The 15,168-nt window shown below is 60.4% G+C and carries 17 protein-coding genes; 10 read left to right on the forward strand and 7 right to left on the reverse strand.

The features are described from left to right. Window positions 1-23: 23 nt before the first annotated feature. From ACHFGA_RS04455 to ACHFGA_RS04465, 3 genes are all read right to left on the reverse strand, one after another. Window positions 24-1,403, reverse strand: a complete 1,380-nt coding sequence (locus ACHFGA_RS04455; RefSeq protein WP_394281224.1) for an amino acid permease — start codon at window positions 1,401-1,403, stop codon at window positions 24-26. A 94-nt stretch (window positions 1,404-1,497) separates the two neighbouring features. Further along, complete coding sequence (locus ACHFGA_RS04460; protein ID WP_394281225.1) at window positions 1,498-2,925, reverse strand: amino acid permease; 1,428 nt, start codon at window positions 2,923-2,925, stop codon at window positions 1,498-1,500. A gap of 83 nt (window positions 2,926-3,008) precedes the next feature. Beyond that, window positions 3,009-3,938 carry a succinyltransferase gene (locus ACHFGA_RS04465; protein WP_394281226.1) on the reverse strand — a complete coding sequence of 310 codons (930 nt, stop codon included), beginning with the start codon at window positions 3,936-3,938 and terminating at the stop codon, window positions 3,009-3,011. Between the two features lie 193 nt (window positions 3,939-4,131). Between ACHFGA_RS04465 and ACHFGA_RS04470 the strand changes: the two genes are divergently transcribed. The 6 genes from ACHFGA_RS04470 to ACHFGA_RS04495 are packed head-to-tail and all read left to right on the forward strand — an operon-like array spanning window position 4,132 to window position 7,998. Continuing rightward, a complete protein-coding gene (locus ACHFGA_RS04470) occupies window positions 4,132-4,941 on the forward strand; it encodes a TIGR00730 family Rossman fold protein (protein ID WP_394281227.1) in 810 nt (269 codons plus the stop codon). Between the two features lie 35 nt (window positions 4,942-4,976). Further along, window positions 4,977-5,789 carry a dihydropteroate synthase gene (gene folP / locus ACHFGA_RS04475; protein WP_394281238.1) on the forward strand — a complete coding sequence of 271 codons (813 nt, stop codon included), beginning with the start codon at window positions 4,977-4,979 and terminating at the stop codon, window positions 5,787-5,789. Further along, window positions 5,786-6,556: a glucosyl-3-phosphoglycerate synthase gene (locus ACHFGA_RS04480; RefSeq protein WP_394281228.1), complete on the forward strand. Its 771-nt coding sequence runs from the start codon at window positions 5,786-5,788 to the stop codon at window positions 6,554-6,556. The genes folP and ACHFGA_RS04480 overlap by 4 nt, the downstream gene beginning before the upstream one ends. A gap of 5 nt (window positions 6,557-6,561) precedes the next feature. After that, window positions 6,562-6,858, forward strand: a complete 297-nt coding sequence (locus ACHFGA_RS04485) for a cell division protein DivIVA (RefSeq protein WP_394281229.1) — start codon at window positions 6,562-6,564, stop codon at window positions 6,856-6,858. A gap of 42 nt (window positions 6,859-6,900) precedes the next feature. Continuing rightward, complete coding sequence (locus tag ACHFGA_RS04490; protein ID WP_018580917.1) at window positions 6,901-7,068, forward strand: DUF3117 domain-containing protein; 168 nt, start codon at window positions 6,901-6,903, stop codon at window positions 7,066-7,068. Between the two features lie 57 nt (window positions 7,069-7,125). Beyond that, window positions 7,126-7,998: a methyltransferase domain-containing protein gene (locus ACHFGA_RS04495; RefSeq protein WP_394281230.1), complete on the forward strand. Its 873-nt coding sequence runs from the start codon at window positions 7,126-7,128 to the stop codon at window positions 7,996-7,998. Between the two features lie 9 nt (window positions 7,999-8,007). Here ACHFGA_RS04495 and ACHFGA_RS04500 read toward each other — a convergent pair whose 3' ends face one another. Together ACHFGA_RS04500 and glgA are read right to left on the reverse strand one after the other, a co-directional pair. Beyond that, complete coding sequence (locus ACHFGA_RS04500; RefSeq protein ID WP_394281231.1) at window positions 8,008-9,396, reverse strand: GH32 C-terminal domain-containing protein; 1,389 nt, start codon at window positions 9,394-9,396, stop codon at window positions 8,008-8,010. A 29-nt stretch (window positions 9,397-9,425) separates the two neighbouring features. Next, window positions 9,426-10,580: a glycogen synthase gene (gene glgA, locus ACHFGA_RS04505; RefSeq protein WP_394281232.1), complete on the reverse strand. Its 1,155-nt coding sequence runs from the start codon at window positions 10,578-10,580 to the stop codon at window positions 9,426-9,428. Window positions 10,581-10,812: 232 nt separating this feature from the next. On the opposite strand from glgA, the gene glgC reads away from it, so the two are divergent. Then, window positions 10,813-12,039 carry a glucose-1-phosphate adenylyltransferase gene (gene glgC / locus ACHFGA_RS04510; RefSeq protein WP_394281239.1) on the forward strand — a complete coding sequence of 409 codons (1,227 nt, stop codon included), beginning with the start codon at window positions 10,813-10,815 and terminating at the stop codon, window positions 12,037-12,039. Window positions 12,040-12,119: 80 nt separating this feature from the next. Here the strand turns inward: glgC and ACHFGA_RS04515 are convergent, their stop codons facing one another. Then, complete coding sequence (locus ACHFGA_RS04515) at window positions 12,120-12,767, reverse strand: O-methyltransferase (RefSeq protein WP_394281233.1); 648 nt, start codon at window positions 12,765-12,767, stop codon at window positions 12,120-12,122. 120 nt (window positions 12,768-12,887) lie between these two features. Here ACHFGA_RS04515 and sigE point away from each other — a divergent pair, with 120 nt between their 5' ends. Genes sigE through ACHFGA_RS04530 form a run of 3 tightly spaced genes read left to right on the forward strand, consistent with a single transcriptional unit; the run spans window position 12,888 to window position 14,474 of the window. Next, a complete protein-coding gene (sigE, locus tag ACHFGA_RS04520; RefSeq protein WP_394281234.1) occupies window positions 12,888-13,526 on the forward strand; it encodes an RNA polymerase sigma factor SigE in 639 nt (212 codons plus the stop codon). 4 nt (window positions 13,527-13,530) lie between these two features. Beyond that, the gene (locus tag ACHFGA_RS04525; protein WP_394281235.1) at window positions 13,531-14,067 is read left to right on the forward strand and encodes an anti-sigma factor family protein; all 537 of its coding nucleotides are present in this window, start codon (window positions 13,531-13,533) and stop codon (window positions 14,065-14,067) included. After that, window positions 13,980-14,474 carry a Sec-independent protein translocase TatB gene (locus tag ACHFGA_RS04530; protein ID WP_394281236.1) on the forward strand — a complete coding sequence of 165 codons (495 nt, stop codon included), beginning with the start codon at window positions 13,980-13,982 and terminating at the stop codon, window positions 14,472-14,474. Before ACHFGA_RS04525 ends, ACHFGA_RS04530 begins: the two co-directional genes overlap by 88 nt. Before the next feature lie 18 nt (window positions 14,475-14,492). Here the strand turns inward: ACHFGA_RS04530 and ACHFGA_RS04535 are convergent. Next, window positions 14,493-15,168: P-loop NTPase (locus tag ACHFGA_RS04535; protein ID WP_394281237.1), on the reverse strand; the 676-nt coding region annotated here is incomplete at its 5' end.

Below are 15,168 nucleotides of genomic sequence, written 5' to 3' on the forward strand. Positions count from 1 at the left end.
CAGTGGTCGCAGAAATCATTGTTTTAGGCGTGTTCCTTCACACGATAAGTTCTATTTTTCGTGATGAGCGAAAGTATAGCCAATACGCCGGTAAGAATCGCGACGGCGATAATTTGGCCGCGCGCGGCGTCGTCGAAAAGCATCATTGCCGTCAGCCCCAGCAAGGCGATCACGGTGACCCAGGGCAGCCATGGCCAGCCGGCGACGCGGACGGTGGTGATTTCGTCGTTGGCCTCTAGTTGGGGGTGCAGCTTGATGTAGCTCAGTGTGATCATGATCCACACCACCATTAGGGTTCCGCCGACGGCGTTGAGCAGGAAGTCGAGGAGCCCTTCAGGGTTCCACCACTGCAGACCGACCGAAACGAAAGCGAAGATCATCGAGAGCACCACCGAGTTAATCGGCACGTTGGCGCTATTGGTCCGTCCCAAAATCGCCGGCGCGTCTCCCTCAAGCGCGAGGTTGTGGGCCAAGCGCGAGGTGCCGTAGATCTGGGCGTTGAATGCACTCAGCAGTGCAAGGACGATCACAGCCTCCATGAAGCCCACCACGCCAGGCAGGTTGGCCATCTCTAACACCTGGGTGAACGGGGATTCCGCGGCGGTCTCTGCGTTATCGATCTGCTCATAAGGCAGCAGCAGGATGATGATCAGCACCGAACCCAGGTAGAACACCGAGATGCGGAAGATCACGCTGCGCACCGCGGTGGCGATGGAGCGGGCAGGGTTTTCAGATTCTGCGGCGGCGATGGTGACCAGCTCGATGCCACCGAAGGCGAATGCGACGGCCAGTAGGCCCGCGGCGATACCCGGCAGGCCGTTGGGGGCGAAACCGGACTCGGCGATATTCGTGAAACCGACGAACGTGGTTCCAGGCAGCAGACCCAGCCACAGGGCAATGCCGATCAGGATGAAGCCGATGATCACCGCTACCTTGATGAAGGAGAACCAGAACTCGAACTCGCCGAAGCCACGCACCTGGGCGAAGTTCACGATGGCGAAAAACACCACGCAGATGAGCGCCGGGATCCATGGATCCACCCCGAACCACGCACCCATGATCGCGGCGGCACCGGTCATTTCCGCGCCGAGCACCATCACCAGCATGAACCAGTACAACCAGCCCACGGTGAAACCCGCCCAGTGGCCGAACGCTTGGCGGGCATACGCGGAGAAGGAGCCGGAGGAGGGGCGTGCCGCCGCCATCTCACCAAGCATCTGCATGACCGCGACGACGATAAGACCAGCGATGATATACGCCAGAAGGATAGCGGGGCCGGCGGTTCGGATACCCACGCCGGTTCCCAAGAAGAGGCCGGCACCGATCGCGGATCCCAGCCCCATCATGGTGAGGTGGCGAGTCTTCAGCCCGCTACCCAAAGTGGTGTTTGTAGGTGTTGCCACGGTGGGCTCACTTTCATTAACTCAAGGAACTCAATAAAATTAGTGAAATAAAGTAAAACGATACCGCATCGGTGACGCGAATCTCAGAGTTACTCTAGCGGCTGTTTTCAGGCACGTGTGCGTTACGACGATTACCTTTGGCGCGCTGCACCACAAGGGAGCAAGCGACGATGAACGCCACCATGCAGACAACCGCGATGACTTGGGCCCGCCCAGTCGGATCCGTCAGCATCAGAGCAACCAGTGCCAGTACGACGACCACAGCTACCCACGCCAGCCATGGGTAGCCGGGCATCCGTACTTCTGTGATTTCTCCGCTGCGCACCAACTGTGGGTGGAGGCGCAGATACGAAAAGATGATGGCCAGCCAGATGACAATGAGACAGCCGCCCACCGCGTTGAGCAAAAACGCCAGCAGTCCGGGTGGGTTCCAAAACTGCAGGCCCACGGCCACGAATGCGAAGAACACAGACACCAAGACGCTTCGCACCGGTACGCCTGAGTTCGAAGTTTCAGTGAACATGGCGGGCGCATTGCGCTGCTGCGCCAGCGCGTAAAGCAGGCGGGAGGAACCGTAGAGCTGGGCATTAAACGCGGAGAGCAGTGCGAGTGCGATCACTGCCTCCATGATGCCGACGATGCCCGGTATGCCTGCCATAGACAGCACCTGGGTGAACGGGGACTCGGCGGCGGTGTCCGCGCCCTGAATACTCGAGTAGGGCAGGGCGAGGATGATGATCAAGACGGAACCGATATAGAAAAATCCGATGCGCCAAATCGTCGAACGCAACGCGGAGTGGACCGACTGCTTCGGGTTTTCTGATTCGGCGGCAGCAATGGTGACTAGCTCGATGCCACCGAAGGCAAAAGCCACGGCGAGCAAAGCGGTAGCCACGCCCGAAATGCCGTTGGGCATGAACCCAACCTCGGCGATATTGGACAGCCCCACCGCGTCCGTTCCGGGCAGCCAGCCGAAGACCAGCATCACACCGACGACCAGGAAGACGATGATCACGGCGACCTTGATCAGGGAGAACCAGAACTCAAACTCCCCGTAGCCACGGACCGCAGCCAAGTTCACCACCATGAAAAACAACACGGCGAGCAGGGCCGGGATCCACGAGGCAATGCCGAACCAGCCTCCGATGATGGCAGAGGCACCTGTGATTTCAGCGCCCATGATCATGATCATCATGAACCAGTACAGCCAGCCCACTGAAAACCCGCCCCAGGGGCCGAAGGCCTGTTCCGCGTACGTGGAGAAGGACCCCGCGGAAGGGCGTGCGGCCACCATTTCTGCCAGCATGTTCATGATCACCACAGTGATAGCACCGGCGATGATATAGGCCACGATCACGGCAGGCCCGGCAGCTTGAATACCAACACCGGTGCCTAAAAATAGGCCTGCACCGATCGCAGAACCCAACCCCATCATGGTGAGGTGGCGCTGTTTTAGTCCGCGCTGCAGGCCAGTTTGTTCTGGGCGCGGTGAGTCAGAAGATGTGGTGGCGCGTGTGCTCATAGAGATCAGTCTAAAACTCGCGCCACCGAGGATGTGACCTGGGTAGCCCTACCCAAGGGGAGTAGGGCACATCAGGAAGCGTTTTATGCCCAGCGCACAACAGGGACGTCGAAGCCGGGCTCGCTACGCACGGCCCACCCGGAGCGCCCCGAGAGTTCACGGCCCGTGATGTCTTCGCCCGATTGGAAATCATGCACCACGGTGTGCGGTTCCAACATCACGTTGGTACCAAGTTCGCAGTTATCGCCCATTTCTACGCCGAGCAGTCCCGACGAGGGCTTCATCACGCTGTTCTTGCCAATATTCAGCGGCGTGCGGTTATTTCCCTCATTGCGCAGTGCCATGAGGGTGGCGGACAAGCCAATGTCAGTGCCCTCGTCGATCACTACCGACGACGACATGCGTCCCTCAATCCGCGATGCGCCCAAGGAGCCGGCGTTATAGGACACATAGCCTTCACGCAGGACCGCGGTTCCCGGTGCGAGGTAGGCACCGAGGCGGACACGTTCTGCCTCAGCAATGGACACCCCGGACGGCACCACATAATCCACCATGCGGGGCAGTCTCTCGATGCCGTAGACGTGAATCAGGCCGCGGGCGCGCAGGGCAGCACGGACAAATTCGAAGTTATCGGGCAGGCAGGGGCCCTTGTTTGTCCACACCACGGGGACAAGATGGGTCAACAAGTCCGTCATGTTTAGTTCCAGCGGGCGCACAATCCGGTGCGACAACAGGTGGAGGCGGAGGTAAACATCGTGGGCGTCCACTGCCGGTTGGTTGAGGTCGGCGATCGTCGTGCGCACCGCAACCTGCTCCACCATGCGGTCTTGATCAATGCGCACCAGTTGGAGGAGGCGAGCAGGCAAGTGATTAGCGCCCAGCCGGTGGGTTTCGGACTCAAGCCCTTCGGCTTCCTCTCCCTCGACCAGTTCGGGATCTGGGTACCAGGTATCTAGGACGGTGCCATCCATGGCGATGTTTGCGATTCCGATTGCGTAGGCTCCCACAGTCATACCCCTAAGCGTACTGGGTAGGGACCCATTCGGCACTTCGTGGCAGTGCGCTCGGATGGACGGATCTTGCTCGGTTCTCTAGTCTGGGTGTTCCGGCTGTTTTCCCGTGTGACTTCGCAAGCGTCCCCATAACAGCACAAGATTTCGCACCAGAAACGGTGCCGACCGACTACTGAGAGAAAGTACATCCACCGTGGCTCCTGACATCACACCCTCGCCTGATAAGCGGCGCATGCTGCGCGGCCCCATCTTGATGCGCAATGAAGACCAAGAGGGCTCGACGTATGACCAGCGTCTGCTGGAGTTGGGCAGCGACCATGACTGGCAGCATGCCGACCCATGGCGCATCATGCGTATCCAAAGCGAGTTCGTCTCCGGCTTTGATGCGCTGACGGACATGCCGAAAGCGGTGACCGTTTTCGGTTCTGCACGCCTGCACGAGGGCACCCCGGAGTATGAGCAGTCCATGCAGGTGGGCAAGGCCCTGGTGGAGGCCGGCTACGCGGTGATCACCGGCGGCGGCCCGGGCCTGATGGAAGGCCCCAACCGCGGCGCGCACGATGCCGGCGGCCTCTCTGTGGGTTTGGGCATCGAATTGCCGCACGAGCAGCACCTGAATGACTGGGTGGATGTGGGCCTGAACTTCCGCTACTTCTTCGTGCGCAAGACCATGTTCTTGAAGTACTCCCAGGCGTTCATTACTCTGCCGGGCGGGTTCGGCACGATGGATGAGCTCTTCGAGGTGCTCTGCATGGTGCAGACCGGCAAGGTGACCAATTACCCCATCGTGTTGATGGGCACTGAGTTTTGGTCGGGCCTGGTCACCTGGATGGAGGAGCAGCTGGCTGCGCGTGGCCTCATTTCAGACACCGATACGGATCTGTTCCTAGTCACCGATTCGATTGATGAAGCGATCGGGTACATCGTCGATAAGCACAAAGTGATGACGGATGGAAGGCTCAGCGATAAGACCGATAAGCGCAGCGCCACGCGTCAGAAATAGGCGCTGTGGCTAAGGCGAATGGGTTGGCCGAGGTCATGGCCATCATTAACCGCACTCCGGATTCCTTCTACGACAAGGGGAAGACGTGGGGGATGAGCTCGGCGCTTGAGCGTTGCGACGAGGTCGTGGCCCAGGGTGCGACCATCGTGGACGTCGGTGGCGTCAAAGCGGGCCCCGGTGATGCGGTCGATCCCGCGGAGGAAGCAGGCCGGATTGTCCCGCTGATCACTGAGGTACGGCGACGCTATCCGGACCTAACGATTTCTGCCGATACCTGGCGCGCGGAGGTCGCCGAGCACGCCATCGCCGCCGGCGCCACCTTAATCAACGACACGTGGGCGGGCTGGGATCCGGAACTCGTGGAGGTCGCGGGGGCTCACCGGGTGGGATATGTCTGTTCCCACACCGGCGGTGTCACGCCGCGCACGCGCCCGCACCGAGTGCATTACGACGATGTCGTGGCCGATGTGATCTCTGAAACCACAGCATTGGCCGAGCGTGCCGTGGCTGCCGGGGTACCGGAGCACAAGATTTTCATCGACCCCACCCACGACTTTGGCAAGAACACCTTCCACGGCCTCGAGCTGCTGCGCCGCATCGATGAGATCGTGGCTACTGGGTGGCCGGTGCTGATGGCGCTGTCGAATAAGGATTTCGTCGGGGAGACGGTGGGGCGTGGCGTCGGGGAGCGCGTGGCCGGGACGTTGGCCGCGACAGCGTGGTCGGCGGCGCGCGGAGTGGCGGCTTTTCGGGTCCACGAGGTCGAAGAAACCCTGGACGTGATCCGGATGACGGCAGCGATCGCCGGCGTCGCGCCTCCTGCGCACACCGTGCGGGGTTTGGCATGACGGTAGGTTCCCTGGACCTGAGCCAGGTCAGCGTGGTGATTCCTGCGCTGAACGAGGAGGAAACTGTCGCTGATGTCGTCGCGGCCGTGGCAGAGCAAAGCCCCGGAGAGATCCTGGTGATCGATTCGGATTCCGTTGACTCTACGGCCTCGCGGGCACGAGCTGCCGGGGCAGACGTGATCGGCTGGCGCGACATCGCACCGGACATCCCGCCGCATCCCGGCAAGGGCGAAGCACTCTGGCGCGGGGTGCGCGCCGCGCGTGGCGAGATCGTTGTGTTCGTCGACGCGGACCTCACCTCCATCCCCACTTCGCTAGTGGCCAGGCTCGTTGCTCCGCTTATCGACGAGGGCGTGCACCTTGTCAAAGCCGATTACACGCGCGCATTCCACGGCCAACCAGCTGGTGGGGGCCGGGTGACGGAGCTGACCGCCAAGCCGCTGCTGCAGACCTATTTTCCGCAAGTCTCTCATATCAATCAGCCCCTGGGCGGGGAGTACGCACTGCGACGCAGCTCTGCCCTGAGCCTGCCATTCGTTGAGGGATACGGAGTAGAAGCTGGCTTGCTCATTGACTGCGCACGGCGCTGGGGTAAGGCGGCAGTGACACAGGTAGAGGTGGGGGAGCGACACCACAGGAACCGACCGCTGAACGAACTTGCGCCCATGGCAGCAGTTGTCGCGCGCACCATTTTGGCCCGCGCCGGAGTCCTGCCAGAGGGGTTGCAGCCTCCGGCGCAGCGGCCTGCGTGGGACGCGCTAGGATAGTCCGCATGCTGTCATGGATCCTGCTGATTATCGTCGTTATCGCTTTCATCGTCTTGGGGACGTGGGCGTTCGGGAAGATTTTCGGGCGTGGTGAACTGCTGCCGCCGATGGAGGACACGCACGATGTGATTGCGCATAACCGTCGTGCTGTACATGAGGGGCGGATCGAGGACATCGAACTCGAGGTGGTTCCGCGAGGATACCGCCAGGACCAGGTTGATGCGCTCGTCGCTACCCTGATGGAAAAGGGCGTGTCCAGCGCGGATGAGGATTTTGCACCCAATTTCGACAAAAACGGCTAAAATGGGTAGGGTAAATCATTTGCAGTGAAGGAGTCTGGCCCAATGGCAGCAATGAAGCCACGCACCGGTAATGGACCAATGGAAGCGGTCGAAGAGTCCCGAAAGATTGTGATGCGCATCCCGTCGGATGGCGGCGGTCGCCTCGTCGTGGAGATGAGCAAGGAAGAAGCAGCTGAACTTGGCGCGCTTCTCACCGAGGCGGCAGGCTAAACACACAATTTAACTAATAAATCGTCCGTAGACCTTCGGGCGGGTAGGCTCTCAGGCATGCTTTCTGACATTGTTCACCTGTTGGCTGATCCCTCCGACGGCACCCGGTTAACCGGGGCGGACGATTTTTCACGTCTGGTGTCCGAATCGGGTCATTCTTATGATGTTGCTCGCCAAGGTTACGTTACTTTAGCTACTGGTGCAGGCATCAAGCACAAAGGCGACGATGCTGACATGGTCGCCGCCCGCGAAACCTTCCTGTCACAGGGCCATTTCGCCCCCTTCGTCGAGGCGGTGTCCGCGGCTGTCCTTGATGTATTGGACACAGTGCTTGGCGACGAGGACCGTGACGCCACCCTCCTCGAAGTCGGTGCGGGAACCGGCTACTATCTGGCCCACACGCTTGACGCCGTTGAAGATGCGGTGGGCATCGGGCTGGACATCTCTGTTCCGGCGGCAAAGACACTGGCTAAGTCGCATCCACGGATGGGTGCCGTCGTGGCGGACGTGTGGGATGGTCTGCCCGTGCGCAGTGGCGCGATCGACGCGATTACTGTCATCTTTGCCCCGCGCAACCCCGCCGAATTCGCACGAGTGCTTGCCGACGACGGCGAGGTTATTGTCTTGACCGCCGACCGTGGACACCTCGACGAACTCCGTGAACCCCTAGGTATCTTGACCGTGGAGGAGGGCAAGGTTGAACGCATGGTGGAGCAGGCGGCGGGACATCTTGAACTGGCGGTAGACCCGCAGGCCATCGAGTTCCCCATGGTCCTGGACCGTGCCTCAATTGCAGCGCAGGTGGGGATGAGCCCGTCTGCACGTCACATTGAGCCGGCGGAGCTGAACCAAAGAGTCAGCGCCCTGCCGGCAACAATGACTGTTACCGCCAGGGCGCAGGTGACCAGGTTGAAAAAGGCTGGACGCTAAGACTTTTCCTTAATCAAAGGGGCCGCGACGCCACTCGGAGCGGATCTCGGCCTCGCCGCTATCGGATACACGCAGATCAACAATCTTCGATTCGATACGGAGGCGGCTGGCCATGACCACGGCGCCGCCGCCGGCGTAGACCTCCAGAGTGTTTCCGTCCACGACCACGGAGATATTGTCCTCGTCTTCGTCGTGAAGCGGAGCGGTTGCCGGCTCGTCGAAGTGTCGGTCGAGCGTGAGCTGGTCGCCAGAATGGGTGATCGTGGCGGCGACATTGCCGTCGGCGTCGACTAGCTCGATGGTGACCGATGAACCAACCGGGATGTCACACAGGCCCGACCAGAACCAGGCGCGGCGCGTGGACGCTACGGCTTCTGGCAACCCGTCGACGGGGACCTGGAACAATTTGCCGCCCTGCAATGTGACCTCGCGAGGCAGGGACAAAGCGTTGGCCCACCCTTCCTTCTCCCACGTGGTCTGCTTCGTGGCGTCATCGCCGCGGCCGACGCCGTTGAAGAGGCCGAAAATGTAGGCATTCAGGTAGCGCTCGTCCTCGGCGACGGTGCCGGGGGTGAAGTTGGTGTTGCGCGGGCGGGTGAAATCGTGGCCCGAATCAATCCGCGTGAACGGGGTGGCCACATGGAACTTGTTGCGCTCGAGGCGACCGACCAAGTAGCCGGAGCGGTCGAGGCCATCGCACTCCTGGGTGGCTAGAAGTACGTCATAAATTTCCTGATCGACTTCGTCGCGCAGCCGAATGATGCGTGGGGCGACGATGATGGCATCGTCGTCAAGCCCAGACTCACCGACGAACTCGACCGCGCCCACGAGCGTCCAGTCCGCGCCATCCGGGGATTCCAGAATCACGGGGCGGGGAGAGTCAGGCTCTCCCGTGCTGGTGATCATCAGCCAGCCTTCGTGGCCTTGGTCGCGGTCATCGTTGGACTCCCAGTCCGGCACCACGCAGGGGGAGCGGAAGCGGGAAAAATCCTTCGTGTCGGAGATGACCACGCCGGCGCGGTGCACCGTCGGGTCAAGCGCTAAGGGGTCATCTGTGACGTCCGAGAACATACTGACATCGTCGACATGCGCGATCTGAATTGAGGTGCCCGCCGCGGTAACCGATGTGAAAAACAGGTCCGCGCCGCCGTTGTGTGCGACAACGGAGCCAGCGAGTGTATTCAGTTCGCCGCCTTTGGGGGCGATGACGTCGGGGCATTCGACCCAATCAAACGGCCCATCCTGGGACACTTGGTGGCCCCAGCGTGCGTTGCCGTTTGGTTCGGGTCGGTACTGGTAGAGCATGTGCCAGTCGCCACCGTCGCGCAACATGCCGGCGGCGGCCTCGAGGATGCCGGATTCCGTCGTTACGTGCAGTTCTGGACGTAAAGAAGTCAACAGATGCCTTTCCGCCTTAACTAGCCTGGCTAGATCAGGGCCTTGTAGATGTCCACGGTTTGCTGGGCGATGGTTGCCCACGAGAACTTGTCCTTGGCGCGGACAAGCCCAGCCTTGCCGAATGCTTCAGCCTTCTCTCGATCAGCCACCATAGCGTTAACTGCCTCGGCGATGTCGCGCTCGAAGGTTTCAGCATCGTTCTCGTCGTAATGCACCAGGGTACCTGTTTCTCCGTCAACGACGACCTCTGGGATACCGCCCACATCGGAGGCAACTACGGCAGTTCCGCAGGCCATGGCCTCAAGGTTGACGATTCCCAGTGGCTCATAAATCGATGGGCACACGAAGACATCAGCCATGGAATAAACTTCGCGAATCTTGTCGCCCGGCAGCATATCCTGGACCCAGAACACACCATCGCGTGTCGTTTTTAGCTCTTCGACGAGGGCCTTGGTGCGCTCAGCGATCTCAGGGGTATCTGGCGCGCCAGCACACAGCACCAACTGGACGTCTTCGTCGAAATGCTTGGCGGCCTTCACCAGGTGTTCCACGCCCTTCTGGCGGGTGATGCGCCCGACGAATGCGGCAATCGGCTTGGAGGTGTCTACGCCAATCTCTTCTGCGAGATCTCCCTCCGTGGGGAACCACGTCTCCGTGTCGATGCCGTTGAGGACGACGTGGACGCGGGATTCGTCGATACGCGGGTAGGCGCGCAGAATTGCGTCTTTCATTCCCGCGGACACGGCGATCACTGCGTCGGCGTACTCCATGGCGTTTTTCTCCGACCATAGGGAGACGTCATAGCCGCCGCCGAGCTGCTCGCGCTTCCACGGACGGTCCGGCTCAAGGGAGTGTGCCGTGGCGACGTGTGGGATGCCATGCAGCTTGCCTGCCAAGTGGCCGCCGAGACCGGCGTACCAGGTGTGGGAGTGCACGACATCAAGGTCGGTGGCGGCGTGTGCCATGCGCAGGCCGGTGGATAGGGTCTTGATCGCACCGTTGGCTTCCGACAATTCGGGATCAACGCCGTGGACGTATACGCCCTCTGCGTCGCGGGGCTCGCCCATGCAGTGCACATCTACGTCAACGATGTCACGCATAAAGCGGGTGAGCTCGGTGACGTGGACGCCGGCACCGCCATAAACCTCGGGTGGATATTCTCTGGTCATCATTCCGACTCTCATGTCTCCGAGAATAGTCGCGAAAACCGTTTAGTGCAGGCACTCCGCATTCTGCTCGGTGCCGCTCCTCCAATAGGGGGAGGATAAGGATTATTTAAAGCTTCCCAATCAATCCGTGGTGCGTTTTTGTTAATGCGCGTTACAATGAGGGCAAAGGGTGAAACGTCCCACAACAGTGTGATGTTTTCGTTCGCGACGCATGATCGCCCTGCAAAGCGTCGCTCGAGACAATAGGATTGATGTTGTGAAGTCAAAATCAAATGTTCTAGCCATTGTCCTAGCAGGTGGCGAAGGCAAGCGCCTTTTCCCCCTCACCGCAGACCGCGCAAAGCCGGCCGTTCCCTTTGGTGGCAACTACCGGCTGATTGACTTTGTGCTGTCCAACCTTGTCAACGCAGGCTTCCTGAAGATCGCTGTTCTGACACAGTACAAGTCTCACTCGCTGGACCGTCACATCGCCACCGCGTGGAATGTCGCGGGCCCAACCCAGCAGTACATTGCTTCCGTTCCTGCCCAGCAGCGCCGCGGTAAGCGCTGGTACAACGGTTCCGCAGACGCGATCGTCCAGTCTCTCAACCTGATTTATGACGACAAGCCGGACTATGTCATCGTCTTTGGCGCGGACCACGTCTACCGCATGGATCCTGGTCAGATGCTCGACGACCACATTGCCTCCGGCAAGGAAGCAACGGTGGCCGGTATCCGCGTGCCACGTGAGGAAGCTACCGCCTTCGGCTGCATCCAGGCGGACGAAGACGGCACCGTTACCGAGTTCCTGGAGAAGCCAGCGGACCCACCGGGAACCCCGGATGATCCGAACATGACCTTCGCCTCCATGGGTAACTACATCTTCTCCACCGAGGCTTTGGTGCAGGCTCTGCTCGAAGACGAGCAGAACGACGACTCTGATCACGACATGGGCGGAGACATCATCCCATACTTCGTGAACAAGGGCGAGGCCAACGTCTACGATTTCTCCAAGAATGAAGTCCCTGGCGCCACCGAGCGTGATAAGGGTTACTGGCGCGACGTCGGTACCATCGACTCCTTCTACGAGGCGCACATGGACCTGATCTCGGTCCACCCAATCTTCAATCTGTACAACAAGTCGTGGCCGATTCACTCCACGGAGGACGGCAACCTGCCACCGGCGAAGTTCGTGCAGGGCGGTATCGCACAGTCCTCGATGGTCGCCCCCGGCTCGATCATTTCAGGTGCAACGGTCCGTAACTCTGTGGTCTCTACGGACGTCCATGTTGAAGAAGGCGCCACCGTCGAAGGCTCTGTTCTGCTCCCAGGCGTTCGCGTGGGACGCGGAGCGGTCGTTCGCCACGCGATTCTGGATAAGAATGTCTACGTTTCAGATGGCGAGATTATTGGCGTCGACAATGCGCGCGACGAAGCACGTTTCAAGATTTCCCCTGGCGGCGTAGTCGTCGTCGGCAAGAACGAAGTCGTCTAGGTCGCTTAACGACGATTACGGCCCGCTTCCCATCAGCGCGATGGGGAAGCGGGCCATTTCTCTAAAATCCAGGTGGCTTTTTATACGCCACGCGTCACCAGTGTGAGGCCTGCGCCCAAGGGCAGGCGAGTCACGATCGCATCCTTAAACGTGTCCACCAGATCATCGGCCTCGCGCGCTGCTTGAGTGTCGCGGTCGCGGCGGGTCTCGTCGGCAAGCGTGCCATCGAGCAACGCATCGGGGATGACCAACGTGCCGCCGGGGGTGAGCAAGTCAAAAGCTGCGGGCAGCAGGGTGGGCAGGTCCATGCTCGGGGCATCGACGTAGACCAGCTGATAGGAGCCGGAAGCGAGTCGCGAAATTACGTCAGCGGGACGCGATGGCAGGAAGCGAGCGCGTGAAGGAGAGAAGCCGGCATCACGGAACGTGGCCTTGGCTCGGGTCTGGTGATCTGCTTCTGGGTCGATGCACGTGACCGTGGTCTTTCCCGGTAGGCCGTCCAGAATATAGAGACCGACGACGGCCGCGGCCGGGGTGATCGCAACCGCACCGGCAGAATCTGGGTGTGACGCTGCGGCGGTGAGGGTGGTGATCAATCGCCCAGTAGGATCGTCAGGCACGCCGAGCCCGTATTCGGCTGCGTCATGGCGCGCGTCGGCAAGCGGCTCGGATAGCTCGGTCCGCGATTCGATGTAGCTCTGGATGGCAGAAAATGCAGTATCACTCACAGCCTCTAAGTCTAGAGGGGTTGCTCACCAGATGGGGGAGCCACGGTGAAATCGCCGTTTCACAGGAATATATACGGGCGAACATTGGTGTTTGACAATGAAATCAGTCACAATGGACACATGCGCGATGACGAGACTGCAGAGGCCACAACTTCCGAACTACCTGCCGGGCAGGGCGATGAGGTTCTGGAGGGGACAGCGGCTTTTGATGCAGGCCAAGGCGAAATGCCTTCGTGGTCTGAGCTAGTCTCGCAGCACGCGGACAGTGTGTACCGCCTGGCTTTCCGCCTCTCAGGTAACCAACACGACGCGGAAGATCTAACGCAAGAAACGTTTATGCGCGTGTTCCGCAGCTTGAAGAATTACCAGCCAGGAACCTTTGAGGGCTGGCTGCATCGCATTACGACGAACCTGTTCTTGGATATGGTGCGCCACCGCAGCAAGATCCGGATGGAAGCGCTGCCGGAAGATTATGAGCGCGTGCCGGGCACCGATATGACACCCGAGCAGGCTTACAATATTTCTAACTTGGATCCTGCCTTGCAGGAAGCACTCGATGAGTTGAGTCCAGATTTCCGCGTGGCCGTGGTGCTCTGTGATGTCGTGGGAATGAGCTACGAAGAAATCGCGGAGACGCTTGGCGTGAAGATGGGTACGGTGCGCTCGCGTATCCACCGGGGCCGGACCCAGCTGCGCAAGTCGCTTGAAGCCAAGGCCGCCGAGAGTGAGGACGCACAGATCCTCCTGCGCACGCGGTAAGGGAATGGTTAAGCACGGAAGAACAGGGGCGAAGGAGGTCGACGTGACGGAGAAGAAGCCCATTCCGCTGCGTCGTTCCCTGCGACGACGTCTGCGTCTCGAATTTTCTTCGATCGACCATCTCAGCCCTGAGGCGGTGGCAGCCTTCGTCGACGGCGAACTGACTCCTGGGGCGGAGCACCGCGTGCGAGTCCACATAGTGCACTGCCCGGAATGCCGCAATGAAGTGCACACGCAGCGCGCAGCTTCTGAAATTGTGCGTGATTCCAATGTGGAGGAGTGCGTGCGAGCACCGCGGAGTCTTATTGAGCGGCTGGCGCAGATCGCATCGGACCCGGAGGCGCAGCGGGCACGCAGCCATTCTTTGCGTTCGACTGCCGACGAAGCCCGCGAAGAGATAGAGAACGGAATGCGTAGCCTGTTCCGCCGCGGGTCGTGGGCTATAGTGGACCTGTGTTTGACAGTATTGGCTGGGTGGAGATTTTCTTCATCATCATTATCGGCTTCATTATCATCGGCCCGGAAAAGCTCCCGGGTGTGATTGAGGACGTCAAGGCAGCGATTTACGCGGCGCGTAAGGCGATCAACAACGCAAAGGCCGAGCTGAATAGTGATTTCGGCGATGATTTCGATGAGTTCCGTAAACCGCTCAATACCGTCACCGAGTATGCCGCGATGGGCCCGAAGCGCGCCATGGCGAAGGTGCTTTTCGACGAAGAAGAAGACTACCTAGACCAGTTTGATCCTAAGAAAATGATGGAGGACGACCCTGAGGGGCGCCCCGCCACCGGCACCGCCCGGCAGAATGAACTGCGCCGGGCCTCCCACCGCCAGGATCGGGCCGACTCCAACGGGGCCGACCGCGCGCCCGGCGCCGGTGAAAGCAATGGTGGCGACAAAGGTGATTACTCCACCGGCGGCGGCTTCTCTTGGACAGATATTACCTAGCTACTACCTAACTATTGCCTAGCGTCCAGCAACACCGAGGTTGAGGGACTTGCCAGCCAGTGAGTCCTTGCGCACGATCAACTTTTCGACGATTTCATTGATCGCCTTCGCCGACTCACTAGTCGGGTGGGACAAGACGGCAGGGGTGCCCTCGTCGCCCTGAACACGCAGCTGTGGATCAAGTGGAACCGAGCCCAGCAGAGGGACATTGCCACCGGTGAGTACGGTGAGCCGCTCCGCGACCTGCTCGCCACCGCCTTCACCAAAGACATCGACGACGGTTCCATCCGGCATAACCATGGCGGACATGTTCTCGATGACACCACTGACGCGCTGGCGGGTCTGCTGCGCGATGGAGCCGGCACGCTCCGCAACCTCTGCGGCCGCGGCCTGCGGGGTGGTCACGATCAATAGTTCTGCGTTGGGCACCAGCTGCGCCACCGAGATAGCCACGTCGCCCGTTCCTGGGGGAAGGTCCATGAACAGTACGTCGAGGTCGCCCCAGAAAACATCGGCGAGGAACTGCTGCAGGGCGCGGTGCAACATCGGCCCACGCCAGACGACGGGGGAGTTGCCCTCAACGAACTGGCCAATGGAAATGTGCTTCACGTCGTGGGCGATCGGCGGCATGATCATGTCTTCGACCATGGTGGGGCTCTGGTCCACAGAGCCCATCAGGCCCGGAATGGAGTGG

The organism is Corynebacterium sp. (assembly GCF_043426755.1).
Classification (GTDB): Bacteria; Actinomycetota; Actinomycetes; order Mycobacteriales; family Mycobacteriaceae; genus Corynebacterium.